Raw genomic sequence first — 26,969 nt, 5'->3', positions numbered from 1 at the left:
CAGCGGAGATCCTGCACATGCGCATATCCGTGCCCGCCGCCGCGCTCCTCCTCGGCAGCTCGCTCGCCCTCGCCTCCCTCGCCGCCCCCTCGGCCTCCGCCGTCCCGAACGAGGAGCAGTGCGCCACCCTCGGAGTGGCCAACCTCTACGGCGAGTTCATCGAGGGCGACGACGCGCACAGCCCCGACGCCGAGGGCGCGGTCGCGGTCGGCGGCAACTTCAGCGGCACCTTCACGGTCGGCAACGAGCTGACCGCCGCCCAGATCGACGCGCTGCCCGGCAAGAACGCCTTCGTGGTGGCCGGCAACGTCTCCGGCAACGTCCAGGTCATGAAGGGCAACGGCGTCCACGGCGGCACCCTGACCGGCAAGCTGGAGGCCCACCAGGGCAAGATCGCCAAGGGTCCGTCCCCGATCGACTTCGCCGCCGAGTTCGCCAAGCTGCGCAGCGCATCCGCCCAGCTGGCCGCCGCGCCCGCCAACGGCAAGGCCGTCACCGACGGCAGTGCGCTGCGCCTCACCGGCACCGACCCGAAGCTCAACCACTTCTCCGTCTCCGCCGAGCAGTTGGAGAAGGCCAAGGACGTGTACCTCACCGTCCCGGTCGGCGCCGTCACCGTGATCACGGTGACCGGCGGCTCCTACGACCAGGCCAAGGCCGGCACCACCGGCTTCCTGCTCAACGGGGTGCTGGACGACAAGCTGCAGAGCGCCTCCGGCGGCGGCGTCCGCGAGAAGCTGCTCTGGAACTTCCCGACCGCCACCACGGTCACCAAGAACAGCGGCAACGCCTGGCCGGGCAGCGTGCTCGCCCCCAACGCCCACTTCGACCTCGGCAAGGGCGGCCCGGTCAACGGCTCCGTCATCGCCAAGTCGCTGGTCGGCACCGGTGGCGCGGAGACCCACCACTACCCCTTCACCGGCTGCCTCCCGGTGACCCCGCCGGTCAGCCCGTCGCCGAGCACCCCCGGCACCAGCCCCTCGCCGTCGCCGTCCGCGAGCACCTCGGCCTCCCCCTCGGCCTCCCCGTCCGGCAGCCCGTCGCCGAGCAGCCCGGGCGGCAGCACCTCCCCGCGGCCCAGCGGCTCCGGCACCCCCTCGGCCGCGACCGGCGGCAGCCCGTCCGCCTCCGGCACCACCCCCGGCGGCACCGCGCCGAGCGCCTCGCCCTCCGCGCCCGGGGGCGGCCTGGCCTTCACGGGTGCCAGCGGCCTGCTGCCGCTGACCATCGGCGGTGTGCTGGTGGTCGGCGCCGGCACCGCCGTCGTGGTGGCGACCCGCCGCCGCGCGGGCCGCCGCGCCTGAGACCGACCGCTGGGCACGCACCCGCCGTTCGACTCCGAACGGCGGGTGCGTGCTTTTTTCGCCAAGGCCGCCGGTGGTGCGGCCGGGCGCCGGTAGAGTCCGCACGAAGGTCCGCGCGGGGGAGTCAAGGCCCTTGCCGGACAAGGTCGTTCGGGAGGGAAGAGCGGATGGCGCGGCAGCGTGGGGTGTTCGGCGGAGTACTGGCGGCGGGGGTTCTGGCCCCCTTGCTGCTGACGGGCAGTGCGATGGCCGTGTCGCCGACGCACGGGGTGGAGTGGACGGTCGGCTGCGACAAGGTCAGCGTGCGGCTGTCCGGTTACGGCGAGCAGTTCACCAACCGGGTCTCGCTGGAGATCGACGGCAAGGCGGTGGTGACGGAGGAGAAGTTCTCCACCGAGTACAGCAAGGACTTCCCGGTCGCGGCGCACACCGCGGACGTCAAGCTCACCCTCACGGTCACCACCGACCAGGAGCCCAAGTCCCCGATCGTCAAGACGGCGACCAGCGCCCCGTGCCCGAAGCCCACCCCGACGCCGACTCCCACGCCGACCCCGACGCCCACGCCGAGCGCCACCCCGACCCCGACCGTCACGCCCAGCGCGACCCCGTCCAAGAAGCCCAGCCCCAAGCCGAGCGCCCCGCAGCTGGCCGAGACCGGCGGGGGCGGCAGCGCCGTCCCGATCGCGCTGGCCGGCGCGGGCGTGCTGGTGATCGGCGGCGCCCTGGTCCTGGTCGGACGCCGCCGCTCCCGCTAAGCGCTCACTCCCAGCGGAAGAAGCGGGCCGCCAGGCCCAGCCCCAGCACCGCCCAGGCGCCGAGGATGCCCAGGTCCGCCCAGGGCATCCCGGCGCCGTGCTGGAGCACCCCGCGCAGCCCGTCGGAGAGCGCGCTGATCGGCAGCAGCTCCAGCACCGGCCGGACGGCCTCGGGGAACTTCGACAGCGGTACCACCACGCCGCCGGCCAGCAGCAGCAGGACGAACACCAGGTTGGCCGCCGCCAGGGTGGCCTCCGCGCGGAGCGTCCCGGCCATCAGCAGGCCGAGGCCGGAGAAGGCGGCGGTGCCGAGCAGCAGCAGGGCCGCGACCGCGAGGGGGCTGCCCTGCGGGGACCAGCCGAGCGCCAGCGCGATCACCGAGAGCAGGGCCACCTGGAGCACCTCGGTGACCAGCACGCAGCCGGTCTTGGCGGCCATCAGGGCCCAGCGCGGCAGCGGGCTGGCGCCGAGCCGCTTGAGCACGCCGTAGCGCCGTTCGAAGCCGGTGGCGATGGCCTGGCCGGTGAAGGCGGTGGACATCACGGCGAGCGCCAGCAGGCCGGGGGCCAGGAAGTCGACCCGCTTGCCCGGGCCCTCCACGTCCACCACGTCCACGGCGGAGAACAGCACCAGCAGCACGGTCGGGATGACCACCGTGAGCAGCAGCTGCTCGCCGTTGCGCAGCAGCATCTTCGTCTCGAACGCGGCCTGCGCCAGCAGCATCCGCCCGACCGGGGCGGCGCCCGGCATCGGCTCGTAGGTGGTCATCGCAGGTCCCGTCCGGTCAGTTCGAGGAAGACGTCTTCGAGGCTGCGCCGACGCACCGTCAGCCGCTCGGGCAGCACGCCCACCGAGGCGCACCAGGCGGTCACGGTGACCGGCAGCGCCGGGTCGAGCGGGGCCTCCACCCGGTAGGAGCCGGGGGAGGTCTCGGTGGCGTGGGCGCCGTCCGGCAGGGCCTTGCGCAGGCCGCCGAGGTCGAGGCCGGCCGGGGCCTCGAAGTGCAGGGCGGATTCGGAGCCGCCGCGGCAGAGCTCCTCCACGGTGCCCTCGGCGATCACCTTGCCGGCGTCCACGATCGCCACCCGGTCGGCCAGCTCCTCGGCCTCGTCCAGGTGATGGGTGGTCAGCACCACGGTCACGCCGTCCCGGCGCAGGTCGCGGACCAGCTCCCAGGTGGCCCGGCGGGCCTGCGGGTCGAGCCCGGCGGTGGGCTCGTCCAGGAAGACCAGCTCGGGGCGGCCGACCACGGCCATCGCCAGCGCGAGCCGCTGCTGCTGGCCGCCGGAGAGCCGGCGGTACGTCGTCCGGCCGCAGGAGCCGAGGCCGAGCCGCTCGACCAGCGCGTCCACGTCCAGCGGGTGGGCGTGCAGCTTCGCGGTGTGCCGGAGCATCTCGACCGCGCGGGCCCCGGCGTACACGCCGCCGGACTGCAGCATCACGCCGATCCGGGGCCGCAGCGCGGCCGCCTCGGTCACCGGGTCGAGGCCCAGCACCCGGACGGTCCCGGCGTCCGGACGGCGGTATCCCTCGCAGGTCTCGATCGTGGTGGTCTTCCCGGCGCCGTTCGGCCCCAGGACGGCGGTGACGCTGCCCCGCGCGATGGTCAGGTCGAGCCCGTCCACAGCGGTCTTGGAGCCGTACCGCTTCACCAGGCCGGTGACCTGGACCGCTGGTTCGCTATGCATGCGGCTGAGTCTAAGAGGGCTCACGCCCGCCTCCGGACGGGGCCTCGATGATCACAATTCCCTGGTCAGGTAAGGCTTGCCTGCGTGACAGATGTCATCGGTGAGGTGTGGATCACGGCTTGTGCCTGTGGAACGAATTACGCAACAATCGTGTTGTGAAAAACATGCGCGAGCACACCGAGCTGCCGGAGGCCGACGCGGCCCCCGGCTGCGCCGTGCCCGCGTCCCCGGAGGCGGAGAGCCACCCGGGCACCCGGGACAGGGTCGCCCGCTCGATCCTGGACCACGGCCCGTCCTCCGCCGCCGACCTGGCCAGCCGGCTGGGCCTGACCTCCGCGGCCGTCCGCCGCCACCTCGACGGCCTCGCCGCCGCCGGGCTGGTCGACGCGCGCGAGCAGCGGGTCTACGGCAGCCGCGGCCGCGGCCGCCCGGCCAAGGTCTTCGCCCTCACCGACGCCGGCCGGTCCGCCTTCTACCAGGCCTACGACCAGCTCGCGGCCGACGCGCTGCGCTGGATCTCCGAGTCGGTGGGCGGCGGCAAGGCGGGCGAGGAGGCGGTCGCCGCCTTCGCCCGGGCCCGCTTCGGCAGCCAGGGCGAGCGCTACCGCGCCGAGCTGGAGCTGGCCGATTCCGACCAGCGGGCCGAGGCGCTTGCCCGGGCCCTCAGCGCCGACGGGTACGCTGCCACGGTGCGGCGAGTGCCGTCGGCGGCCTCCCCCAAGGCGCCGGCCGGCGCCCAGCTCTGCCAGCACCACTGCCCGGTCGCGCACATCGCCGAGCAGTTCCCGCAGCTCTGCGAGGCGGAGACGGAAGTCTTCTCCCAGCTCCTGGGCACCCATGTGCAACGGCTGGCCACCATCGCCCACGGCGACGGGGTCTGCACCACCTATGTGCCGGCACCCGGTGCCGCACCGTCAACTGGCTCGCGCCGGCTGCCCGGTGCCGTGCCGACTGCCGGTACGTCCACTCCATCAGCACCTGCGTCCGCGCGGAGGAACCTCGCATGACTGACACCGTTTCGCACCCGGAGCTCGAGGGCCTCGGCACCTACGAGTACGGCTGGTCCGACCCGGACGCTGCCGGTGCCGCCGCCAAGCGCGGTCTGAGCGAGGACGTCGTCCGCGACATCTCGCAGAAGAAGTCCGAGACCGAGTGGATGCTCAACCTGCGCCTGAAGGGCCTGAAGCTCTTCGGCAAGAAGCCCATGCCGACCTGGGGCTCCGACCTGACCGGCATCGACTTCGACAACATCAAGTACTTCGTCCGCTCCACCGAGAAGCAGGCCGCCTCCTGGGAGGAGCTGCCCGCCGACATCAAGGCGACGTACGACAAGCTCGGCATCCCGGAGGCGGAGAAGCAGCGCCTGGTCGCCGGTGTCGCCGCGCAGTACGAGTCCGAGGTGGTGTACCACCAGATCAACGAAGAGCTCGAAGCTCAGGGCGTGATCTTCATGGACACCGACACCGCGCTGAAGGAGCACCCGGAGCTCTTCCGGGAGTACTTCGGCACCGTGATCCCGGCCGGTGACAACAAGTTCGCCGCGCTGAACACGGCGGTCTGGTCCGGCGGCTCGTTCATCTACGTGCCGAAGGGCGTGCACGTGGAGATCCCGCTGCAGGCCTACTTCCGGATCAACACCGAGAACATGGGCCAGTTCGAGCGGACGCTGATCATCGTCGACGAGGACGCCTACGTCCACTACGTCGAGGGCTGCACCGCCCCGATCTACTCCTCGGACTCGCTGCACAGCGCCGTGGTCGAGATCATCGTCAAGAAGGGCGGCCGCTGCCGCTACACGACCATCCAGAACTGGTCGAACAACGTCTACAACCTGGTGACCAAGCGCGCCGTCGCGTACGAGGGCGCCACCATGGAGTGGGTCGACGGCAACATCGGCTCCAAGGTCACCATGAAGTACCCGGCCGTCTACCTGATGGGCGAGCACGCCAAGGGCGAGACCCTGTCGATCGCCTTCGCGGGCGAGGGCCAGCACCAGGACGCCGGCGCCAAGATGGTCCACATGGCCCCGAACACCTCGTCGAACATCGTCTCCAAGTCGGTGGCGCGCGGCGGCGGCCGGACGTCGTACCGCGGTCTGATCGAGATCGGCGAGGGCTCCAAGGGCGCCAAGTCCAACGTGCTCTGCGACGCGCTGCTGGTCGACACCATCTCGCGCTCGGACACCTACCCCTACGTCGACGTCCGCGAGGACGACGTCTCGATGGGCCACGAGGCGACGGTCTCCAAGGTCTCCGAGGACCAGCTGTTCTACCTGATGAGCCGTGGCATGACGGAGTTCGAGGCGATGGCGATGATCGTCCGCGGCTTCGTCGAGCCGATCGCCCGCGAGCTGCCGATGGAGTACGCGCTGGAGCTGAACCGGCTGATCGAGCTGCAGATGGAGGGTTCGGTCGGCTGACGCACCGTCAGCCCCCGTGACCTGTCCACAGATTGAGGAAGAGAGCACCACGAACAGCCATGGCTGAGCAGAACACTTCCGGCTCCACCACCGCCGGTTCGATCGAGGTCGGCACCGCCGGTGCGGGCGCGCAGCTGGCGGGCCCCGGCACCGGCCGGGCCACCGTCCAGCAGCCGATCGACGCCCGCGTCACGGTCAAGCCCTCGTACGACGTCGACGACTTCCCGGTGCCGACCGGCCGCGAGGAGGACTGGCGCTTCACCCCGATGCACCGCCTCGGCGGTCTGCACGACGGCACCGCCGTCCAGGGCGCGGCGGGCCAGGACAAGATCGAGCTGAGCCTGCCCGAGGGCGTCACCGCCGAGACCGTCGGCCGCGACGACGCCCGGCTGGGCAAGGCCGGCAAGCCGGTGGACCGGGTCGCCGCGCAGGCGTACTCCGCGTTCCAGCAGGCGCTGGTCGTCACCGTCCCCAAGGAGACGGTGCTCACCGAGCCGGTCCGGATCGACGTGCACGGCGAGGGCGGCACCGCCTTCGCCCACGTGCTGGTCGAGGTCAAGCCCTTCGCCGAGGCGGTCGTGGTGCTCAACCACACCGGCACCGGCACCCGGGCGGCCAACGTCGAGCTGCTGCTCGGCGACGGCGCCAAGCTCACCTTCGTCTCGATCCAGGACTGGGACCGGGACGCGGTGCACACCGCGCAGCACACCGCCCTGGTCGGCCGGGACGCCTCGCTCAAGTCGGTCGTGGTGACCTTCGGCGGCGACGTGGTCCGCCTGCACCCGCGCGTCAGCTACGCCGCCCCCGGCGGCGAGGCCGAGCTCTTCGGCCTGTACTTCGCGGACGCCGGGCAGCACCTGGAGCACCGCCTGGTGATCGACCACGACACCCCGCACTGCCGGTCGAACGTGGTCTACAAGGGCGCCCTGCAGGGCAAGGACGCGCACGCGGTCTGGGTCGGCGACGTGCTGATCCGCGCCGCCGCCGAGGGCACCGACACCTACGAGCTCAACCGCAACCTGGTGCTCACCGACGGCGCCCGGGTGGACTCGATCCCGAACCTGGAGATCGAGACCGGCGAGATCGTCGGCGCCGGCCACGCCTCGGCGACCGGCCGCTTCGACGACGAGCAGCTCTTCTACCTGATGGCCCGTGGCATCCCGGCCGACGAGGCCCGTCGCCTGGTGGTCCGCGGCTTCTTCGCCGAGCTGGTCCAGCAGATCGGCGTCCCGGAGATCCAGGACAACCTGATGGAGAAGATCGAAGCCGAGCTGGAAGCAGCCGTCTGATGAGCTTTCTCCGAGCCTGCGCGCTGGCCGACCTGGCCGAGGACACCCCCAAGCGCGTCGAGCTGAACGGCGTTCCGGTCGCCGTCGTCCGCACCGAGGGCGAGGTGTTCGCGATCAACGACATCTGCTCGCACGCGAACGTGTCGCTCGCCGAGGGCGAGGTCGAGGACTGCATGATCGAGTGCTGGCTGCACGGCTCCAGCTTCGACCTGCGCACCGGCAAGCCCAACGGTCTGCCCGCCACCAAGCCGGTCGCCGTCTATCCCGTGAAGATCGAAGGGGACGATGTGCTCGTCTCCGTCAACCAGGAGTCCTGAGTACACATGGCAACGCTTGAAATCCGTGACCTGCACGTCTCCGTCGAGACCGAGAACGGTCCCCGCGAGATCCTCAAGGGCGTCGACCTGACGGTCAAGCAGGGCGAGACGCACGCGATCATGGGCCCGAACGGCTCCGGCAAGTCCACCCTGGCCTACTCGCTGGCCGGCCACCCCAAGTACACCGTCACCGGCGGCACCGTCCTGCTGGACGGCGAGGACGTGCTGGAGATGTCGGTCGACGAGCGCGCCCGGGCCGGCGTCTTCCTGGCCATGCAGTACCCGGTCGAGGTCCCCGGCGTCTCGGTCTCCAACTTCCTGCGCACCGCGGCCACCGCGGTCCGCGGCGAGGCCCCCAAGCTGCGCACCTGGGTGAAGGAGGTCAAGGAGGCCATGTCCGCGCTCTCCATGGACCCGGCCTTCGCCGAGCGCAACGTCAACGAGGGCTTCTCCGGCGGTGAGAAGAAGCGCCACGAGATCCTCCAGCTGGAGCTCCTCAAGCCGAAGATCGCGATCCTCGACGAGACCGACTCCGGCCTCGACGTCGACGCGCTGCGGATCGTCTCCGAGGGCATCAACCGGGTCCGTTCGACCGGTGAGGTCGGCACCCTGCTGGTCACGCACTACACCCGCATCCTGCGGTACATCAAGCCCGATCACGTCCACGTCTTCGCGGGCGGCCGCATCGTCGAGTCCGGCGGTGCCGAGCTGGCCGACAAGCTGGAGAACGAGGGCTACGAGGCATATGTGAAGGGCGGCGCTTCCGAGTGACGATCTCTCATCCCGGCTCGGCGTTGACCGGGCTCCTGGCTGACGCGCAGGCCTTCGGCGACGCGATCCGCAAGGACTTCCCGATCCTCCAGCGGCAGCTGCACGACGACAAGCAGCTGGTCTACCTGGACAACGCGGCGACCTCGCAGAAGCCGCGCCAGGTGCTCGACGCGCTGAACGCGTACTACGAGCGGCACAACGCCAACGTGCACCGTGGTGTGCACGTGCTGGCCGAAGAGGCCACGGCGCTCTACGAGGGTGCCCGTGACAAGGTCGCGGCCTTCGTCAACGCGCCGAGCCGGGATGAGGTGATCTTCACCAAGAACGCCTCCGAGTCCCTCAACCTGGTTGCCAACATGCTGGGTTGGGCCGACGAGCCGTACAAGGTGGACGCCGACTCGGAGATCGTCATCACCGAGATGGAGCACCACTCCAACATCGTGCCGTGGCAGCTGCTCTCGCAGCGCACCGGCGCGAAGCTGAAGTGGTTCGGGCTCACCGACGAGGGTCGTCTCGACCTCTCCAACATCGACGAGCTGATCACCGAGAAGACGAAGATCGTCTCCTTCACGCTGGTCTCCAACCTGCTCGGCACCGTCAACCCGGTCGAGGCCATCGTCCGCAAGGCCCAGTCGGTCGGCGCCCTGGTGCTGATCGACGCCTCGCAGGCCGCCCCGCACATGGTGCTGGACGTCCAGGCGCTGGAGGCCGACTTCGTCGCCTTCACCGGCCACAAGATGCTCGGCCCGACCGGCATCGGCGTGCTGTGGGGCCGTCAGGAGCTGCTGGAGGACCTCCCGCCGTTCCTCGGTGGCGGCGAGATGATCGAGACCGTCACCATGGGCGCCTCGACCTACGCCCCGGCCCCGCACAAGTTCGAGGCCGGCACCCCGCCGATCGCCCAGGCGGTCGGTCTCGGCGCGGCCATCGACTACCTGTCGAACATCGGCATGGAGAAGATCGCCGCCCACGAGCACGCGATCACCGAGTACGCGGTGCAGCGCCTGCTGGAGGTCCCGGACCTGCGGATCATCGGCCCGCGCAACGCCGTGGACCGGGCCGCCGCGATCTCCTTCACGCTCGGTGACATCCACCCGCACGACGTCGGCCAGGTGCTCGACGAGCAGGGCATCGCGGTCCGGGTCGGCCACCACTGCGCGCGGCCGGTCTGCCTGCGCTTCGGCGTGCCGGCCACCACCCGGGCCTCGTTCTACCTCTACTCGACGCCGAGCGAGGTAGACGCGCTGATCGACGGCCTGCACCACGTCCGCAACTTCTTCGGCTGAGGGGTGAGCGCGGCATGAAGCTGGACTCGATGTACCAGGAGATCATCCTGGAGCACTACAAGAACCCGCACGGCAAGGGCCTGCGCGACGGCGACGCCGAGGTGCACCACGTCAACCCGACCTGTGGCGACGAGATCACCCTCCGGGTGAAGCTCGACGGCCCGGTGGTCGCGGACGTCTCGTACGACTCCCAGGGCTGCTCGATCAGCCAGGCCAGCGCCTCGGTGCTGAACGAGCTGGTGGTCGGCAAGACGGTCGGCGAGGCCCAGGCGATCCAGGAGGCCTTCCTGGAGCTGATGCAGAGCAAGGGCAAGGGCGAGGGCGACGAGGAGGTCCTGGAGGACGCGGTCGCGTTCGCCGGTGTCTCCAAGTTCCCCGCCCGGGTGAAGTGCGCGCTGCTCAGCTGGATGGCCTGGAAGGACGCCACCGCCCAGGCGCTCTCCGAGCACCCCGCCGTCAACGACTGAACTGATTGATGAGGATTCACTCATGAGCGACACCGAGGCCGGCACCACGCCGGCCGAGGGCCCCGTCCAGATCGTCGGCACCACCGCCGGCACGGTCTCGGTCGAGGACCTCACCGAGGCCCTGATGGACGTGGTCGACCCCGAGCTGGGCATCGACGTCGTCAACCTGGGCCTGATCTACGGGATCCACATCGACGAGGGCGACGTCGCCACCATCGACATGACCCTCACCTCGGCCGCCTGCCCGCTCACCGACGTGATCGAGGACCAGGCCAAGACCGCCACCGACGGCCTGGTCCAGGACCTCCGGATCAACTGGGTCTGGATGCCGCCGTGGGGCCCGGACAAGATCACCGACGACGGCCGCGACCAGCTCCGCGCGCTCGGCTTCAACGTCTGACCGTTCGTCAGGAAGGCCCGGCTCCCCGTGAGGGGGGCCGGGCCTTCGGCGTTCGTCAGGAGCGGGTGAAGTCGAGGACGGTCGGGGCGGAGCGGTTGCCGCTGGGGTCGAGGGCGGTCACGGTGAGGCGGTGGGCGCCGGTGGTGAGGCCGTCGAGGGGGACGGAGAGGGTGTTGTGGAAGGCGTCCAGGGTGGTGGGCGGGGCGCCGTCGAAGGAGTACTCGTAGGCGGCGGTGCGGCCGTGGTCGTCGGAGGAGCGGACCAGCAGGCTGGTGGCGGCCTTCGGGGCGGTCGGGGTGGTCAGGTCGGCGGTGCGCTTGCGGTCGACCAGCAGGGTGCCGTCGGACCAGCGGTAGAGGTTGACCGGGGGCTGGGTGGCGTAGACCTTGCCCTGGCCGAGCTCGGTGAGGTCGGAGAGGGAGCCGGCCGCGAGGACGGGGCGGGAGCCGCCGAAGGCGCCGGTGCCGTCGCCCGGGTAGACGAAGGCGCTGCCGGCGGTCCAGCGGACCAGCAGGTCGTCCTTGCCGTCACCGGTGAAGTCGCCCCCGGTGAGGGAGGCGGCGTCGCCCCAGGAGACCGCGGTGCCCTCGGCGGTGACCGGGACGCCGGCCGAGGCCGGGGTGGGGTAGCGGAGCACCTGGCCGTCGGTCTGACGGATCACCAGTTGGCTGCGGCCGCCGGTCTCGAAGCGGCCGACGGTGACGTCGGCGACGAAGCGCCAGTCGATGGGGGAGGTGAGGTCGGTGGCGGGTTCGAAGGTGCCCCTGGTGGTGGCCGAGCCGGGGTAGAACAGCGCGTGGAAGCCGTCGTACCCGATCAGGTCCACGGTGCCGTTGGCGTCGAAGTCCCCGGCGGCCAGGCCGGTGGCCCAGTCCCAGTTCCCGCTCGGGCCGAAGTCCTTCTGGTGGGCGGCGTCGTTCGGGAAGCCGCCGGTGCCGACGCCCAGGTTCAGCCGCAGCGGTGAACGCGGGCGGCGGGTCAGCAGGTCGGCGTTGCCGTCGCCGTCGAAGTCGGCGGTCAGCACGTCGGAGGCGTTGCCCCAGGGGCTGACGGAGGCCCACTTGAGCACGGAGGGCGGGCCGAACAGGGCGGGCGTGGTGCCGGTGGAGGGCAGGAACTCGCTCTGGCCCTTGCCGGGGGCGGTGGAGCTGTACTGGTTCGCCCAGTGCAGCACCAGGTCGTCCTTGCCGTCCTTGGTGAAGTCGGCGGCGACCAGGTCCTCCACCGCCTGCCAGTTCCGGCCGTCGGAGACCGGGACCTTGGTGGCGTACAGGCCGGGGCCGGTGGCCGGGTAGAGCGCCGTCGCGCCGGTGGTGTCGCGGATCAGCAGGGAGGTCGAGCCGCTGCCGGTGAAGTCGCCGGTGAGCAGGTCGGCCGTGCCGGGGAGCTTGTCGGCGCCGCCGGGGCGGATGGTGACGGCCCCCGAGACGGCGTACGCGCCGCCGGTCCTGACGACGGGTCGGGCGCTGAAGTGGTCGTCCGCCCAGCGGACCAGCAGGTCGCGGCTGGTGGGGGAGAGCAGGTGGCCGTACGCCAGGTCCACCGCGTTCAGCAGTCCGCCGGGGACGTCCAGCGGGTACGGGGCGGAGAGGGTGCCGTCGGCCCGGCCCTCCACGACGGCGGCGGTGCCGTCGTCGTACTGGACCAGCAGGTCGGCGAGGGCGTCCTCGTTGAAGTACCCGCCGGTGAGCGAGCGGACGGAGGTCCAGCCGGAGGCCAGCTGGCGGGCGGCGCCGAAGCCGCCCCTGCCGTCGCCGGGGTGGAGCACGACCGTGCCGGTGGCGTAGCGCAGCACAAGGTCGGGGGCGCCGTCGCCGGTGAAGTCACCGGCGGTGCGGTCGACCGCGTTCACCCAGTCGTTGCCGGAGCCGATCAGGCCGGGGGAGTTGAACACCAGCGGGGCGGACGGGGCGGTGGTGTCCTGACCCCAGGTCAGTTCGGCCCGGTAGACCGCGTGGTCGGAGAGGTGGCCGGCCGGGTCGGTCCAGGCCTTCGGAGAGGTGAAGGCGGAGGCGGTGCCGAAGACGTAGTCGAACTTGCGGGCGTCGCCGATCGGGACGGTGTTCGGGGCGCTGTCGAAGGTGGTCTGCTCGCCGGAGCGGCAGTCGGCGAGGTGGCGGCAGGCGGCCGGGAAGTACAGCCGGTCCCGCTGGTCGGCCTCGATGAAGGTGCCGTTGCCGTCCTGGGCCTGGTAGAGCAGCCCGAGGTTGGGGTCGGTCGGGTCGGCGTTGAAGTCGCCGGAGAGCACGGTCGGGCGGCCCTGGCCCCACTCCTGGATGCGGTCCAGGACCACCGGGAGGCCCTGGGCGCGCAAGCCGCCGAGGCCGCCGTCCAGGTGGACGTCGCAGAGCTGGACGGGGTGGGTGCCCACGGTGGCGTTGGCGCAGATCAGCGGGCGCGGCTCGCGGGCCGGGTCGAGCGGCTTCAGCACCAGGCTGCGGAAGACCGGCTGGTGCGCGGTCTTGACCAGCAGGGCGGCGCCGAAGGAGGTGGTGACGCCGCCCCACTTCTGGCAGCCGCGCTGACCGCTGCTCAGGTCGAGGCCCTTGAGGTAGGAGAGCGTGTAGCCGGGGAGGGCGGCGCGGAGCAGGTCCGCCTGGCCGGCGCAGACCTCCTGGAGGTTCACCACGTCCGGGTCGGAGGAGGTGAGCGCCGTCTTCATCGCGGCGGTCCACTCGGCGGGGGCCAGCGGGGACTGGCAGGAGGACTGGCCGCAGATGTTGTAGGTGACCACCTTGAGCGGCGGCTCGGGGGCGGCGGCCGAGGCGTGGCCGGGTATCAGGACGGTCAGCAGGGCGGACAGCGCGACGGCTGCCCTGACGGGAAGTGATCTCACGTCAGGGCACCCTAGCGATCTTGGCTGCGCACCGCAGGGGCGCGGGGAACTGGGCGAGTCGGAAGGCGGCTCACCGGCAACTGAGCCACCGTCAGCCGGTTGCAGGTGCTGCCGTTCCCCTGCGCGCAGTTCCTCGCGCCTCTAGGCCGCTGCCACTGGGCGTCGCGCTCCTTGCCTCAGCACCGCCCCCGCGAGGGCGAGGCAGGCGACCGCCGCGAGGCCGACGAAGGCGGAGACGGCGGGGAGGAGGCCGTACGTCTGGACCAGGGCGCCGACTCCCACGATGGGGAGGGAGGAGCCGAGGTAGACGATGACCCAGAGGGTGGAGAGTTCGGAGCCTCGCCGTTCGGGGTCCATGGCGGCGACGGCGGTGGTGAAGAGGGAGCGGAAGGCCACGCCCTGGCAGGCGCCGCCGAGGACGCTGCCGAGGAAGAGGAGCGCGGCGGTGCCGGTCCAGGCGGCGGTGACCACCAGGCCGAGGCCGAGGGCCAGGCCGGCCATGCCGAGGGCGATGACGACGCGGTCCGTGGTGGGCGGGATGAGGAGCTGGGCCACCGCGGAGGAGCCGAGCAGGAGGGCGGCCACCACGGCGCCGGTCAGCGTGGAGCTGGTGCCGAGCAGCTTGGCGGAGAACGCCGGGGCCAGGCTGAGGTAGACACCGAAGACCGCGTAGGAGGCGAAGCCGGCCCCGGCGGCGAGCAGGAACTCGCGGCGGCCGGTGCGCGGCAGCCGCAGCCGCCTCGGCCGCAGGTGGGCCGGGGTGGTGACGCGCGGCGGGGCGGCGGCCGGGCGGCGGCCGCCGGGCTTGCGGGGGTGGACCAGGGCGAGCGGTACGCAGAGCACCATCAGCAGCACCGCGTGCACCAGGAACGGCGTCAGCAGCGGGTGTTCGCCGGAGGAGAGCAGCGAGCCGACCACCGGGCCGATCGCGACGCCGCCGGCCGAGCAGGCCAGGGTGAGCTTGGCGGCCAGGGTCTGGTGGTCGGGGAGCAGGTCGCCGAGGGCGGCTCCGGCGGCGCCGGTGGCCAGGCCGACGGCGATGCCCTGGACGGCGCGGCCGGCGGCCAGCTGCCAGAAGCTGCCGGCGGTGGCGAAGAGCGCGTCGCCGGCGGCGGCCAGGGCGACCGCGGGGAGGATCATCGCCCGGCGCCCGAGGTGGTCGGACCAGTGGCCGACGGCGGCCAGCACGGGGACCAGGGCGAAGACGTAGACGGTGAAGAGGATGGTGGTGTCGAGCGCGGTGAGGCCGAGTTGACGCTGCAGCACCGGGTAGATCGGGGTGGCCAGGTTGGCGCCGATCAGCAGGAGCAGCAGGGCCGTGGCCACCAGGCCGACGCGTACGCCGCGCAGCGCGTTCCAGCGGCTGATCGCGGCGAGCTGGAGCTGCGTGCGTGGTGCGAGCTCCAGGGGGAGCAGGGCCTCCGAGAGCCGGCGTCCTTCGAACTGGGCGCTGCCCAGTCGGGCGCCGACGGGGGAGAGGTCCGCCATGGCAGGGGTCTCCTGTGGCCGGGCACCACCGAGGGCGGCCCGGGCCTGGGGTGGTGGCCTGCCGGCGGAGCCCTGGTGGGGCGGGGGAAAGAAGGGGTGTGGGCGACGTTGCCCGTGGGCCGGTCCATGGGTTGTGGTACCGCGCGCCTGCTGAAGGATACGTGTTCGAAAGGTGGGCAAATCGCCCTCCGGAGTGTCGTCTGCGCCACTTCGGCAAGTACGGGCCCGGACTGCGTCAGGTACGGGTGTCCCGGGGCGTGTGCCGAGGTCGGAGTGGGGGTGCCCGGCGTGCGACCCGGGCGGGCGGGGGCTCGGACGGCTACGCTGAGTTGACGGACCGGCACCATCCGGTCGGCAGTGACCACCGCCACACCGGGAGAGCGCAGCACCATGGCCGGACGACCCAGCACCCCTGACAACCCGTCGGACAGCCCGGCCGCCGAGAGCCTGCTGCCCGCCGACTACGACCTGGCGGACCTGTACGGGGCGTTCGCCGCGCACGGCCGCCCGGACGAGGACGACGCGGCGGTGCTCGTACCGCCGGTCGAACTGCCCTCGGACCGCGAGCTGGCCGACGCGGCGCTCGCGGTGCCGCTGATCGGCCACGCGCTGAAGCTGGCCCGCTGGGCCGCGCCGCACCGCCCGGTGGACGAGTTCGGCGACCTCCCGGCGGCCGACCGGGCGCCCGCCGCCCGGCTGATCGGGCTCGGCGAGGGCGAGGAGGCCGAGGTGGAGGCCGTCCGGGCCTGGTCGCTCGCCTGCGACCTGGACCTGGTGGAGATCGGCACCACCGAGTCCGGCGAGCACGTGGCCATCCCCGGCCCCGACCTGGAGGCGGCCGAGCAGGGGGACGAGGAGACCGTCCTCGAACTCTGGCTGACCGCCGCCGGGATCGTCCGCGAGCTGGCCGCCGAGGCGGACTCGCTGGACCTGGAGGACGAGGACGGCGGCGCGGACGACGAGGACGAGGACCGCCTGGCGGCCGTCGAGGAGTCCCGCAAGGCGGCGGCCGAGCTGCTGGACGAGGCGCTCCAGGTGCTCTACGAGACCACCGCCTTCGCCGAGCCCGGCGAGGAGACCGTCCCGCTCGGGGTGCTGGCCGCGCTGCTGGTGGTGCCCGAGGGCGAGGAGCCGGACGAGGAACTGCTCGGTGACATCACCGATCTGATGGTCACTCTGGACCCGATGCTGGCCGACCTGGCCGAGCTCGGCCTGCTGGAGCACCGGCCGATCGACCCCGAGCTGTTCGAGGAGGAGGACTCCCCGGCCGCCGCCGACGAGGAGCTCAGCGAGGAGGAGTCGGCCCGCTTCGGCCTGGTCCGGCTGACCCCGCTGGGCCAGTACTGCGTCCGGCAGTGGCTGCTGGAGGACGGCTACGACGCCCCGCTGGTCGGCGAGCTGGCCCAGGGCGACGCCGAGACGGTGCTGCGGGCGGTCACCGAGACCGCCAACGTGCTGCCCGAGCGGGAGCTGCTGATCTGGCTGGCCGGCAAGGACCCGGCACAGGCCGCGCGGGAGCTGCTGGCGGCGGCGCGGGGCGCGGACACGTTCTCGCCGGTGCGGCGGCTGCTGGTGGTGCAGACCCTGGAGGTGATCGGGGAGCAGGCCAGGCCGGCCGCCGTCGAGGTGCAGGACGACCCGGAGCTGGGCGGGGCCGCGCGGGCCTGGCTGCTGGCGCAGGGTCAGGAGGTGGTGGCGCCGGAGCGCACCATGGTGCTCTGGACCGCCGTGGACGGCTTCGCGGCGCAGCTGCTCACCAGCGAGGGCGAGGCCGAGGTGCTGCGCCGGCTGGTCGCGGAGCTGCCGGTGACGGCCAACCCGGCGAGCTTCTTCGGCGAGCTCTGGCGGATCGACCACCCGTACACCTCCGACGTGCTGGAGGCCATCGGCGAGCTGCACCTGGACCGCACGGTGGCCAAGGAGGCCCGCAAGGCCGCCTTCAAGGCCCGCTCCCGCCAGAAGGGCTGACGCCGGATCGGCCGGGGCGGGAGGGGATGGCCAGGCGCCCGCCCCGCCGGAGGTGTCAGGCCGTCAGGTGGCGGAGCAGGCCGTGGTGGCCGCCGCGCATCATGGCGGCGTGGTTGGCGAGGAAGAGCGGGCGGGCGACGGGGGCGAGGCGGCGCATCAGGGGTTTGGCGGGGCGGACCTCCTCCTCGAAGACCGCCCGGGTGCCGGGGCCGTCGGGGTGGATCGTCCAGCGGGACCAGCCGACCAGGTCGCCGGTGAGGTCGGCGGCCAGCACGCCGGCGGTCTCGTCCTGGAGCTGCTCACGGACCGTCAGGCGCAGCGAGTAGGGCAGCACGGAGCGGATCAGCAGCTCGCCGCTGTGGTCGGTGAGGCGGCGGACGGTGCGGATCTGCGGCCACCAGTCGGGGTAGTGCCCGACGTCCCGGAGCACGGCGTAGACGCGGGCCGGGGCGGCGGCGGGCAGTGCCCAGGACGAGACCAGGTGGTAGAGGTTGGCGTCCAACTCCGGTGGCCTCCCGTGCGGCGAAGTGGCCCTGCGGAGGGAGTCTGCCCACCGGGGGCCGGGCCGGCACCGGTCAGGGGAGGTCGAGCTGGCCGGATGTGGTGAAGGGGAAGAAGGGGTTGTGCGCGAGCTCCCAGAGGTGGCCGTCCGGGTCCTCGAAGTACCCGGAGTACCCGCCCCATTCGGTGGCCTTCGGCGGCTTGACCACGGTGGCCCCGGCCGCCTCGACGGCGTGGGCCATGGCGGCGTCCACCTGCTCGGGGGACTCCAGGTTGACCGCCAGGGTGACGCCGCGGAAGGAGGGCTCGCCGGTGGCGGGGACGCCCGCGTCGGCGGCCAGCTCCTCGCTCGGGAAGAGGCCGAGCGCCGAGTCGGCGGTGCGGAACCAGACGATGGACTCGTTGGAGGCCTCGGAGCGCTGCCAGCCGAGGGCCTGGTAGAAGGCCTCGGAGGCGGCGAGGTCGCTCACCCCGAGCGTGACGATGCTGATCCGGGCGGGGAACGGCGTGGCTGCGGTCATACCGCCCAGCGTAGGCAAGGCTACTGACATTTCCGGTCGTACGGGGCCGGAGCGGCGAGCTGCCAACCGTACGGGGGAAGCTGATGGCCCGGCAGGTCCGGGGCCCGTAAGGTTGGGCAGGCTCTGACTTCGCCGCACGTGGGGTGAGGTGCGGAGCGACCTACGGCGAGGCGAGCACGCGGGGGTGCGGCAGAGGATGAAGAGGCAGGACGCGACCAGGCCTCAGGAGCCCGAGGACTTCTACGCCGACCACGAGGAGCACAGCCGCCAGGTGCTCGCGGACGCCGACTTCCCGGTCTACGGCGTGGACCGCTCCGAGCTCGCCCACGGCCTGCACCGGGCCGCGCCCGGCGGCGAGGAGACCGAGGGGCCGGGGCAGGTGGAAGGGCAGGCGGAAGGGCCGGCGGCGGAGGCCGAGGACGGCGACGCGCTCGCCGAGTGGGAGGTCAGCAACGGCCGGCTCGGCTGGGTCGAGGTGCGCTCCGGCGACTGGAGCTCGGCCGAGGGCCCGTACGTGACCGTCCGGACCTACCGCCCCGGTGCGGAGCACCGTCAGCTGCCCGAGCTGGAGGACGTGGTCGAGGACGAGCGCGACCGGGTCTACGAGCAGCTGGAGGTGGACGAGGGCGACGGCCCCGGCGCCGTCCGCGCGCTGCGCGAGTGGATCACCGTCGAGGGCGAGCCCAGGGCGCTGCAGATCCACGAGGACCGCCGCCCGGACACCGAGCCGCCCGCCCCGCCGGTCTGGGCCGGGCGTCTGCGGGTGGACGGCGTGACCGTCCAGGTGACGGGCCGCGGGGTGCCGCCGGGCGGGGTGGAGCTGCGCCGGATCGAGGACTTCGAGCGGTACGTGCTGGGCCGCACCGACCTGCTGCGCCGGCTGGCGCTGCGTCAGGAGCGGCCGGGCGTGCTGGAGGAGCGGGAGCTCCCGCCGGTGGCCGGGCTGGAGGCGCACCGGGCGGTGATCGAGCACGCGGTGCAGGAGGCGGTGGCACTGGCCGCGCAGGCCCGGGCCCGGACGGCGCCGCGGCTGCCCCGGCGGCTGCGCGGCGAGGCCGGGGCGGTGCGCTGGGAGGCGGCCGTGCGGCAGCAGATGCGGCTGGCCTCGGAGACCAGGGAGGAGGCCGGGGACGCCGTCACCGCGATGGTCAACCACCTGACCCGGCTGGCCCAGAACACCGACTGGGCGGTCGGCACCCCGGAGGGTGCGGCCGCGGTGGAGGAGGTGGTCCGGTACACCGTGTTCGCCAGCGAGGTGCCCAGCCTCCCGGCCCAACGGGCTTGGGAGCGCCTCTGGTTGGGCGGCGCGCCGCGGGCCCAGGGGGCGGCCCCGGCGTCCGAGGAGGCCTGGCTGACAGCCTGGGAGCAGTGGCGGATCGAGCGTGTCGGACGCTGAGCGGGTGGCCGCAGAAGGTAAAGGGCGTTCCACTTGTTCGAATACGGTAGGCAAATCACCACTCTGACGAGGCGTCGGGTTCACCCGCGGTTCACCGGAGGCGCGGAGTCTGCTGGGCGTCGCGCCCTCCCACACTCACAGGAGTGAACATGCCGCTGTCCCGCCGGGACTTCGTCAACCGTTCGACCGCCATCGGTGCCGGTGTCCTCATCGCCGGCAGCGCCGAGGTGCTGGCCACCGCCCCGGGAGCCATCGCGGCCCCGGTCGGCGGCGAGGGCGTCGCCGAGGCGGAGGCCGCCGCCGCGGCCCGCCGCGCCGTCGGCTACGGCGAGCTGATCGCGGACCCGAAGGGCGTGCTGGCGCTCCCGCGCGGCTTCAAGTACCGCGTCATCACCCGCACCGGCGAGACCAAGCTGGTCACCGGCGAGTCCACCCCGAGCAACCACGACGGCACCGCCTCCTTCGAGGGCAGGCACGGCGCCACCCTGCTGGTGGTCAACCACGAGCTGGCCGGTGCCCGGGCCAACTGGCCGCACCCGGTGCCGCTGCTGGAGGGCCACGTCTACGACCCGGGCGCGGCCGGCGGCTGCACCGTCGTCGAGGTGAAGAACGGCGGCAAGCAGGTCCGCGAGTGGGTCGGCATCGCCGGCACCGCGACCAACTGCGCCGGTGGCGCGACCCCGTGGGGCACCTGGCTGTCCGGCGAGGAGACCGAGGACAAGGCCGGCAAGAACGGCTTCACCAAGGACCACGGCTACATCTTCGAGGTCGACCCGCACGACCAGGAGGCCAACCGCGACCCGCAGCCGGTCAAGGCGCTGGGCCGGTACGCCCACGAGGCGGTCGTGGTGGACCAGAAGCGTGGCCACCTCTACCTGACCGAGGACGCCTCCAACCCGAACGGCCTGCTGTTCCGCTGGACCCCGCCGGCCGGCTTCAAGCACGGCAAGGGCAAGCTGCGCACCCTGGCCGCCGACGCCGGTGTGCTGGAGGCCTTCAAGGTCTTCGACTCCAAGGGCACCTTCGTCGACGACCTGTCCCGCGCCGTCAAGGTCGGCACCGTCTACGGCGTCGACTGGGTCAAGGTCCAGGACCGCGACGCCAAGACCGTCTCGGTCCGCAAGCAGTTCGCGGCCGGCGAGGTCACCCGGGCCCGCAAGCTGGAGGGCATGTGGTGGGGCGACAGCGGCTTCTACTTCGTCTCCAGCTACGCCCGCACCGAGAGCCCGGGCCAGGCGCACGACGGCCAGGTCTGGTTCTACGACCCGAAGCGCCGCACCATCACCCTCAAGCTGCTGCTGGGCGTCAACACCGACGTCGCGGGTGACCACGGCAACTTCGACGGCCCGGACAACATCACCGTCTCGCCGTACGGCGGCCTGGTGATCGCCGAGGACGGCGAGGGCGTCTCGCACCTCTTCGGTACCACCGAGGACGGCAAGACCTACCCGATCGCCCGCAACGACCTGAACATCGGCACCCCCGAGGCGCCGGAGTTCAGCGAGTTCACCGGCGTGAACTTCTCCGAGGACGGCGAGACCCTGTTCGCCAACATCCAGGTGCCCGGCATCCTGGTCGCCATCACCGGCCCGTGGTGGCGCCTGCGCCACCGGAGCGGCCACGGCTACAACGACTGATCCGCGAGGTCGTGGCGGCTGCCCGCCGGCGGGGTCTCAGACCTCGTCGGCGGGCAGCCGTCGTTCCGGCTCCTCGTCCGGCAGGTCGAACTGGTGGGTCAGGCCCAGCCGTTCGGCGATCACCCCGCCCTGGAAGCGGCTGCCCGCGTCCAGGTGCTCCAGCAGCTCCGAGACGTGCCGGCGGCAGGTGCGCAGCGAGATGCCCAGCCGGCGGGCCACCGTCTCGTCCTTGTAGCCCTTGGCCAGCAGCACCAGGATGCTGCGCCGCAGCGTGCCGGTGGTCCGCCGGGCGGCCGTCGGGCCGCTGGTGAAGGGCGTCGCGTAGGCCCAGTCCCGGTCGAAGACCGTCAGCAGGTGGTCCAGCAGGGCGGGTTCGCGGACCACCACCGCGCCGTTGCCCTTCGAGCGGTTGGGCAGGAAGGCCATCCGGCGGTCCACCACGATCAGCTGCGGCATCACCTCGGGCAGCGTGCGGATCTCGGCCCCGGCCTCGATCAGCGCGGCCGCGTGCCGCCTGGTCGCCGGGTCGTAGCGGGTGGTGTCCTGGTACAGGCTGCGCATCCGCACGCCGCGCTCCAGCAGCTCCAGGTCCCGGGGGAGCGCCTCGCGCAGGGTGCCGGGCGGGAAGGCGCCGCCGGGCTTGGAGACCAGCACCTCCTCCCGGCAGTCCCGGACGGTCTCGGCCAGCACCGCGCGGACCTCGCGCTGGTCCTCCAGCACGTCCACCGCCACCTCCGGGTGGCTGCGCTCGCGCCGCTCCAGGTAGGCGGGCATCAGATCGGCGAAGTACTCCCGCAGTTGCCGCAGCCGGGCCCGCTCGGCCCGCACCTCCTCCTCGCGCTGCTGGAGCAGGTCCTCCTGCGGGGCGACCAGCCGGGCCCCGGCGGCGGACGGGCTGACGGCCCGCCAGCAGCCGTCCGGCTCGGCCCGGCGGACCAGCCCGGCGGCGTCCAGCCGCTCCAGCGCGGCCGCCAGCACGGGCTCCGCCAGCCCCGTCGCGGCCAGCGCGGCGGCCCGGTCGGCGTCCGGCAGCCGGCCGTTGCGGACCGTCCAGGCGTACAGCGAGAGCGCTTCGGGACCCAGCCCGGGCAGCGCGGCATCGGCGCCGATGGGGTACCTCCTCAAGCTGCATGGCACGGAGTGGCCACATTACAACTGCGGCGGATCATGGCCCCGGATGCCAGGGTGGTGCACGGAACGCCCCCTCGCCGACGGACCGTCAGAGGCCGGGCCGTACGTCTCTTCACCGGGGGAACGCCATGAGGAAAGCCTTCGTCCTGCTCGCGCTCGCGCTGACCGCGCTGGTGCTGACGGCCGGATCGCAGCAGCCGCGGGGCGGCGCACGGGCGGGCGGGCCGCAGGGCCCGATCTGCGTGGCCACCACCGCCTGGGGCGAGGACTGCTGGGTCCGCCCCCAGCTCTGACGGGCCGACCGACCGGGGAACACCATGGACGACCGCTACGAACGGCACTGCCTCGCCGATCCGCTCTTCTACGACGTGCCGCCCGTCACCGAGCTGTCCTACCCGGCGGCCACCGCCGCCCTGCCGCCCGGCTGGGAGCGGTCCGTCCACGGCCCCTGGGTCAACCTGGCCCCGGCCGGGGCCGAACTGCCCGAGCAGGGCTGGAAGGTGCACGTCTCGGCCACCGCACCGGACGCCGAGCGGGTGATCGCCACGGTGCTGGAGCACTGCACGGCCACCGGCACGCCGGTGAAGTTCCTGCGCTCCCCGGCCCGGCTGCTGGCCGCCAACGGCAAGTACGCCCCGCGCGGGTCGAGCGGCAAGCTGCTCACCCTCTACCCGCTCGGCGAGGAGGCGCTGCGGCACGCCCTGGCCGAGCTCTCGGCCGCGCTCAAGGGCACCCCGGGCCCGTACGTGCTGAGCGACCTGCGCTGGCAGGAGGGCCCGCTGCACCTGCGCTACGGCGCCTTCGTCCAGCAGTGGACCACCGGCCCGGACGGCCGGCGGGTGCTGGCGCTGCGCCGGCCTGACGGAGCGTTGGTCCCCGACGTGCGCGGGGCGGTCTTCACCGTCCCGGAGTGGGCGCCGGTGCCCGACTTCGTGGCCGGGCAGATCGCCGAGGCCGCCGCCGCGCCCGAGCCGGACTTCCCGTTCGACGTGGCCAAGGCGCTGCACTTCTCCAACGGCGGCGGGGTCTACCTGGCCACCGACCGCCGGGACGGCCGCACGGTGGTGCTCCGGGAGGCCCGCCCGCACGCCGGTCTGGACGCCGACGGGCGGGACGCGGTGGAGCGGCTGCACCGCGAGCGCGCGGTGCTGGAGCGGCTGGCCGGGCTGGACTTCGTCCCCGCGCTGTACGAGTACCGCCAGGACTGGGAGCACCACTTCCTGGTCGAGGAGCACATCGAGGGCGAGCCGCTGGAGACGGCCTTCACCCGGCGCTGCCCGCTCACCCGGCCCGACCCGTCCTCGGCCGAGCTGGCCGAGTACACCGCCTGGGCGCTGGACGTGCTCGGCCAGCTGGAGCGGATGCTCCGTCAGCTGCACGGGCGCGGGCTGGTCTTCGGCGACCTGCACCCGTCCAACGTGCTGCTGCGCCCGGACGGCCGGTGCGCCCTGGTCGACTTCGAGCTGGCCTTCCCGGTGGACGCGGCCGAGGGCCCGGCGCTCGGCGCGCCCGGCTTCGTGAGCCCGGCGGCCCGGCGGGGCCCGGCGGTGGACCGGTACGCGCTGGCGGCGCTCCGGCTCTACCTGCTGCTGCCGCTCAACCCGCTGCTCCACCTGGACTCCGGCAAGGCCGAGGAGGCGCTGGCCGAGATCCCGGTCCGCTACCCGGTGCCCGAGGGCTTCGTCCCCGCCACCCGGGCGGCGCTGCGCGAGGCGGTCGGCGGCGCCCTGCCCAGGGGCAGCGCCGAGCTGGCCGGCGGCCCGCCCGTGGTCCCGTGGCCCGCGCCGGGCGTGACCGGCCCGGTCGGCTGGTGGCCGGTGCTGGACTCGCTGGCCGAGGGCATCCGGGCGGCCGCCACCCCGGAGCGGACGGACCGTCTCTTCCCGGGCGACGTCGCCCAGTTCGAGCCCGGCGGCCCCGCGCTCTCGCTGGCCCACGGCGCGGCCGGGGTGCTGTACGCGCTGCACGGCTGCGGCTACCGGGTGCCCGAGGAGCAGCTGGACCTGCTGGTCGAGCGCGCCCGCGCGCTGGCCGACCCCCGGCCCGGCCTGTACGACGGACTGGCCGGGGTGGCCTGGGCGCTGCGCCGCCTGGGCCGCCCGGAGCAGGCCGAGGAACTGCTCGATCGGGCCGAGGCGGCCGGCCCGCCCGGCGCGCCCGGGCTCGGCTCCGGCCGGGCCGGGCTGGCCCTCGCGCTGCTGGACTCGGCCCGGTACACCGGGGACCGGGGCCGGGCCGAGCGGGCGTACGCGCTGGCCGACGGCCTCACCGCGCTGGTGCCGGACGGCGCCCCCGGCGCCCCGCAGGCGCCCGGGCTGCTGGCGGGGCGGGCCGGGCTGGCCGCGCTCTTCCGCCACCTGCACGCCGACTCCGGCGAACCGCGCTGGGCCACCGCCGCCGAGGCGGCGCTGCGGGCCGAACTCGCCGGTGCCGCCCGCCCCGAGGGCATGCTGATGCTCACCGAGCCGGACGGGCGCCGCCGCCTGCCCTACCTCGCCGAGGGCGGGGCCGGGCTCGGGCTGCTGATCGCCGCCACCCCGGACTGGCGCACCCAGCCCGACCTGGCCGCCGCGCTGGCCGCCGCCGACCGGGCCTGCCGGCCCCGGCTGGTGGCCGCAGCCGGGCTGTTCGAGGGCCGGGCCGGGATGGTGCTGCACCTGGCCCGCGGCGGGCAGTGGGAGCTGATGGCCCGCCACCTCTGGGACCTGCGGCTCCAGTTGGTCGGCCTGCGCGGCCACTGGGCGGTGCCCGGGCGGCGGCTGCACCGGCTCTCCACCGATCTGGCCACCGGGGCGGCGGGGGTGATGCTGGCCCTGCACGAGGCGGTGCTCGGCCCCGTCCCGCTGCCCGGCCTCACCGATCTCCCCGGCGGACCCGCCGGGGTGGCCACCGACGAAGGGACACCACAGTGACCTCGATCCTCAACCTCCAGGGCCTGGCCGAGGAGCGCACCTCGGGCGAGTACGCCGCCGACGGCAGCCACTGGAGCAGCCACGCGCACTTCCGCGCCGCCCAGCCGGTCGCGGCCGAGCCGCAGGACTGACCTCCCGTCGGGAGCCGGTCGGTCGGCGGGCCGGCCGGAGCTGCCCGCCGGCGGGGCCTCAGGCCTCGTCGGCGGGCAGCCGCAGTTGGAGCATCGCCAGCAGCCGCTGCTGCGGCTGGGCCAGGTCGATCCCGGTGAGCTGCTCGGCCCGGCGGACCCGGTACCGCAGGGTGTTGGGGTGGATGTGCAGCGCGTCGGCGGCCACCCGGACCTCGCCCAGCGCGTCCAGCCAGGCCAGCACCGACTCGGCCAGCCGGGTGCCGTGCCGCCGGTCGTACGCGGCCAGCGCGGTCAGCCGCGGGTCCCGCAGCCGGCCGCGCTCCTGGAGGAGCGCCAGCACCTCGCTCACCAGCACCTCGGCCTGCACGTCGATCAGCGCGGCCACCTCCAGCGCCACCCCGCCGCGGCCCATCGCGTCCAGGATCCGGTCCGCCTGCGCCCGGGACTCGGGCACCGCAGCCAGCCCCTCCACGGTGGCGCCGACCGCCGCCCGCAGCGGCACGCCCAGGTGCTCCCTGGCCGCGTCCACCACCTCCTGGGCCCAGGCCCGGACGGTGGACATCGGCAGCCCGGCCGGGAGTTCGGGCAGCAGCACGTAGACCCGGGAGTCGATCGTGGCGAGCAGCGCCGAGCGGTGCCGGGCGGCGGTGTGCACCGAGATCAGGCCGGTCACCTCGGCCCGGGTGAGCTCCAGGTCGGAGCCCTCGGAGGGTGAACCGGCCGCGTAGGCCAGCACGGTGGCGGGCCGCCGCAGGTCCAGGCCCAGGTGGGTGGCCAGCGTCTGCGGGCCGGTGGAGCCCTCCAGCAGGCCGGTCAGCAGGGTCTGGGTGAGCCGCACGTCGGCGGACAACTCCCGCCTGCGGCGCACCAGTTGGGCCGCCGCCACCCGGGCCGCGCCGACCAGTGCCTGGTCCGCCAGCGGGGCCAGCGGCTGCGCGCCCTCCTGCACCCAGATGGTGCCCAGCGGCTGCGCCCCGGCCCGGATGCCGATGGCGAGGCGGCGCCGGATGCCCAGCTCCGGGTGCGGGTCGATCCCGATCACCGTGTCGGAGGAGCGCAGGTGCTGGAAGATGCCCCACTCGCGGAGCTTGGACAGGTACGGCTCGGGGCCCTGCCAGCCCAGGATGGAGAGCCGCCTCAGGTCGTCCACCTCGTCGCTGTCCGAGGAGCGCGAGTAGGCCAGCACCCGGCTGGAGGTGTCCTCGATCGAGACGATGCCGTTGGTCAGCACCGCGACGGTCTGGGCCAGCGAGAAGAGGTCCCCGGCGTTGTGCTCCGGGGTCTCCGGGGCGTCCGGCCCGGCGATGATCGCCCGGGCCAGCGAGTCCAGGTGCTCCCAGCGGGTCTCCCGCCGCACGCTCAGCAGCGCCACCCCGGCCTCGGTGGCCGCCTCGCGCAGCGCGTCCGCCTGCCCCGGCGCGTCCAGCTTCACCGCCACCGCCGCCGCCCCGGCCCGCCCGGCCGCCCGCAGCGCCGGCAGCGCGGCCCGGCCGCGGGCCCCGATCGCCAGCACCAGCTCGCCCGCCGAGGCGGTGGCCGGGTCCTCCGGGTCGAGGATCGCCACGTCCCGCACCGGCACGTCCAGCCCGGCCGGGGCCGCCTGGAGCTCGACCAGCGGTTCGCCCAGCGACATCAGCAGCTGACGCAGCGGCAGCCCGGCGGCGGCCATCCGTTCTCCCATCCTCGTGCTCGGCGCGGTAAGGACCGCACGGCCTGACGGCCCGTCACAACGGCCCGACCTGACCTAGTCC

24 protein-coding genes are annotated in these 26,969 nt (G+C 73.5%); 16 read left to right on the top strand and 8 right to left on the bottom strand.

All coding sequences use genetic code 11. From position 1 onward, the window contains the following. The first annotated feature begins 17 nt into the window (after positions 1-17). Both ACZ6ZR_RS06065 and ACZ6ZR_RS06060 read left to right on the top strand, forming a co-directional pair. A complete protein-coding gene (locus ACZ6ZR_RS06065) occupies positions 18-1,304 on the top strand; it encodes a choice-of-anchor A family protein (RefSeq protein ID WP_465639806.1) in 1,287 nt (428 codons plus the stop codon). 167 nt (positions 1,305-1,471) lie between these two features. Further along, positions 1,472-2,059: an LPXTG cell wall anchor domain-containing protein gene (locus ACZ6ZR_RS06060; RefSeq protein WP_465639804.1), complete on the top strand. Its 588-nt coding sequence runs from the start codon at positions 1,472-1,474 to the stop codon at positions 2,057-2,059. Positions 2,060-2,063: 4 nt separating this feature from the next. On the opposite strand, the gene ACZ6ZR_RS06055 is transcribed toward ACZ6ZR_RS06060, so the two are convergent. Together ACZ6ZR_RS06055 and ACZ6ZR_RS06050 are read right to left on the bottom strand one after the other, a co-directional pair. Further along, positions 2,064-2,828 carry an ABC transporter permease gene (locus ACZ6ZR_RS06055; protein WP_465639802.1) on the bottom strand — a complete coding sequence of 255 codons (765 nt, stop codon included), beginning with the start codon at positions 2,826-2,828 and terminating at the stop codon, positions 2,064-2,066. Further along, on the bottom strand, positions 2,825-3,748 hold the full coding sequence (locus tag ACZ6ZR_RS06050) for an ABC transporter ATP-binding protein (protein WP_465639800.1): 924 nt from the start codon (positions 3,746-3,748) through the stop codon (positions 2,825-2,827). Before ACZ6ZR_RS06050 ends, ACZ6ZR_RS06055 begins: the two co-directional genes overlap by 4 nt. Before the next feature lie 164 nt (positions 3,749-3,912). Here ACZ6ZR_RS06050 and ACZ6ZR_RS06045 point away from each other — a divergent pair, with 164 nt between their 5' ends. The 8 genes from ACZ6ZR_RS06045 to ACZ6ZR_RS06010 are packed head-to-tail and all read left to right on the top strand — an operon-like array spanning position 3,913 to position 10,697. Then, positions 3,913-4,755 (top strand): helix-turn-helix transcriptional regulator, encoded by an 843-nt coding sequence (locus tag ACZ6ZR_RS06045; protein WP_465639798.1) that lies wholly within the window; start codon positions 3,913-3,915, stop codon positions 4,753-4,755. Continuing rightward, positions 4,752-6,167, top strand: a complete 1,416-nt coding sequence (gene sufB / locus ACZ6ZR_RS06040; RefSeq protein ID WP_465639796.1) for a Fe-S cluster assembly protein SufB — start codon at positions 4,752-4,754, stop codon at positions 6,165-6,167. Before ACZ6ZR_RS06045 ends, sufB begins: the two co-directional genes overlap by 4 nt. 59 nt (positions 6,168-6,226) lie before the next feature. After that, the gene (gene sufD / locus ACZ6ZR_RS06035) at positions 6,227-7,456 is read left to right on the top strand and encodes a Fe-S cluster assembly protein SufD (RefSeq protein WP_465639794.1); all 1,230 of its coding nucleotides are present in this window, start codon (positions 6,227-6,229) and stop codon (positions 7,454-7,456) included. Continuing rightward, entirely contained in the window at positions 7,456-7,773 is a 318-nt protein-coding gene (locus tag ACZ6ZR_RS06030; RefSeq protein WP_465639792.1) for a bifunctional 3-phenylpropionate/cinnamic acid dioxygenase ferredoxin subunit, read from the top strand. The genes sufD and ACZ6ZR_RS06030 overlap by 1 nt, the downstream gene beginning before the upstream one ends. Before the next feature lie 6 nt (positions 7,774-7,779). Continuing rightward, a complete protein-coding gene (gene sufC / locus ACZ6ZR_RS06025) occupies positions 7,780-8,544 on the top strand; it encodes a Fe-S cluster assembly ATPase SufC (RefSeq protein ID WP_465639790.1) in 765 nt (254 codons plus the stop codon). A gap of 35 nt (positions 8,545-8,579) precedes the next feature. Next, positions 8,580-9,830: a cysteine desulfurase gene (locus tag ACZ6ZR_RS06020; protein WP_465640065.1), complete on the top strand. Its 1,251-nt coding sequence runs from the start codon at positions 8,580-8,582 to the stop codon at positions 9,828-9,830. A 14-nt stretch (positions 9,831-9,844) separates the two neighbouring features. Then, positions 9,845-10,297, top strand: coding sequence for a Fe-S cluster assembly sulfur transfer protein SufU (gene sufU / locus ACZ6ZR_RS06015; RefSeq protein WP_465639788.1), 453 nt, complete (start codon positions 9,845-9,847; stop codon positions 10,295-10,297). Between the two features lie 22 nt (positions 10,298-10,319). Further along, on the top strand, positions 10,320-10,697 hold the full coding sequence (locus tag ACZ6ZR_RS06010) for a metal-sulfur cluster assembly factor (protein WP_465639786.1): 378 nt from the start codon (positions 10,320-10,322) through the stop codon (positions 10,695-10,697). A gap of 55 nt (positions 10,698-10,752) precedes the next feature. On the opposite strand, the gene ACZ6ZR_RS06005 is transcribed toward ACZ6ZR_RS06010, so the two are convergent. Together ACZ6ZR_RS06005 and ACZ6ZR_RS06000 are read right to left on the bottom strand one after the other, a co-directional pair. Then, positions 10,753-13,533, bottom strand: coding sequence for an endonuclease/exonuclease/phosphatase family protein (locus ACZ6ZR_RS06005; RefSeq protein WP_465639784.1), 2,781 nt, complete (start codon positions 13,531-13,533; stop codon positions 10,753-10,755). Positions 13,534-13,674: 141 nt separating this feature from the next. Next, entirely contained in the window at positions 13,675-15,021 is a 1,347-nt protein-coding gene (locus ACZ6ZR_RS06000) for an MFS transporter (RefSeq protein WP_465639782.1), read from the bottom strand. Positions 15,022-15,411: 390 nt separating this feature from the next. Here ACZ6ZR_RS06000 and ACZ6ZR_RS05995 point away from each other — a divergent pair, with 390 nt between their 5' ends. Further along, positions 15,412-16,989 carry a hypothetical protein gene (locus tag ACZ6ZR_RS05995; protein WP_465639780.1) on the top strand — a complete coding sequence of 526 codons (1,578 nt, stop codon included), beginning with the start codon at positions 15,412-15,414 and terminating at the stop codon, positions 16,987-16,989. A 55-nt stretch (positions 16,990-17,044) separates the two neighbouring features. On the opposite strand, the gene ACZ6ZR_RS05990 is transcribed toward ACZ6ZR_RS05995, so the two are convergent. After that, complete coding sequence (locus tag ACZ6ZR_RS05990) at positions 17,045-17,491, bottom strand: SRPBCC family protein (protein ID WP_465639778.1); 447 nt, start codon at positions 17,489-17,491, stop codon at positions 17,045-17,047. Positions 17,492-17,564: 73 nt separating this feature from the next. Further along, the gene (locus ACZ6ZR_RS05985) at positions 17,565-18,011 is read right to left on the bottom strand and encodes a VOC family protein (RefSeq protein WP_465639776.1); all 447 of its coding nucleotides are present in this window, start codon (positions 18,009-18,011) and stop codon (positions 17,565-17,567) included. Between the two features lie 196 nt (positions 18,012-18,207). Here ACZ6ZR_RS05985 and ACZ6ZR_RS05980 point away from each other — a divergent pair, with 196 nt between their 5' ends. Together ACZ6ZR_RS05980 and ACZ6ZR_RS05975 are read left to right on the top strand one after the other, a co-directional pair. After that, positions 18,208-19,407 carry a hypothetical protein gene (locus ACZ6ZR_RS05980; protein ID WP_465639774.1) on the top strand — a complete coding sequence of 400 codons (1,200 nt, stop codon included), beginning with the start codon at positions 18,208-18,210 and terminating at the stop codon, positions 19,405-19,407. Positions 19,408-19,556: 149 nt separating this feature from the next. After that, complete coding sequence (locus tag ACZ6ZR_RS05975) at positions 19,557-21,044, top strand: alkaline phosphatase PhoX (RefSeq protein WP_465639772.1); 1,488 nt, start codon at positions 19,557-19,559, stop codon at positions 21,042-21,044. 36 nt (positions 21,045-21,080) lie between these two features. Here ACZ6ZR_RS05975 and ACZ6ZR_RS05970 read toward each other — a convergent pair whose 3' ends face one another. Continuing rightward, the gene (locus ACZ6ZR_RS05970) at positions 21,081-22,169 is read right to left on the bottom strand and encodes a LuxR C-terminal-related transcriptional regulator (RefSeq protein ID WP_465639770.1); all 1,089 of its coding nucleotides are present in this window, start codon (positions 22,167-22,169) and stop codon (positions 21,081-21,083) included. Between the two features lie 134 nt (positions 22,170-22,303). Here ACZ6ZR_RS05970 and ACZ6ZR_RS05965 point away from each other — a divergent pair, with 134 nt between their 5' ends. The 3 genes from ACZ6ZR_RS05965 to ACZ6ZR_RS05955 are packed head-to-tail and all read left to right on the top strand — an operon-like array spanning position 22,304 to position 25,218. Next, on the top strand, positions 22,304-22,468 hold the full coding sequence (locus tag ACZ6ZR_RS05965; RefSeq protein ID WP_465639768.1) for a hypothetical protein: 165 nt from the start codon (positions 22,304-22,306) through the stop codon (positions 22,466-22,468). A gap of 24 nt (positions 22,469-22,492) precedes the next feature. Beyond that, positions 22,493-25,087 (top strand): class III lanthionine synthetase LanKC, encoded by a 2,595-nt coding sequence (lanKC, locus tag ACZ6ZR_RS05960; RefSeq protein WP_465639766.1) that lies wholly within the window; start codon positions 22,493-22,495, stop codon positions 25,085-25,087. Further along, a complete protein-coding gene (locus ACZ6ZR_RS05955) occupies positions 25,084-25,218 on the top strand; it encodes a hypothetical protein (protein ID WP_465639764.1) in 135 nt (44 codons plus the stop codon). The genes lanKC and ACZ6ZR_RS05955 overlap by 4 nt, the downstream gene beginning before the upstream one ends. 58 nt (positions 25,219-25,276) lie before the next feature. Here ACZ6ZR_RS05955 and ACZ6ZR_RS05950 read toward each other — a convergent pair whose 3' ends face one another. Further along, positions 25,277-26,887, bottom strand: a complete 1,611-nt coding sequence (locus tag ACZ6ZR_RS05950; protein WP_465639762.1) for a PucR family transcriptional regulator — start codon at positions 26,885-26,887, stop codon at positions 25,277-25,279. Between the last annotated feature and the right edge of the window lie 82 nt (positions 26,888-26,969).

The sequence above is a fragment of the Kitasatospora sp. NPDC088742 genome (genome assembly GCF_055584905.1).
The sequence above is the reverse complement of the archived record's forward strand: the minus strand, read 5'-3'. Positions and strand labels throughout refer to the sequence as shown.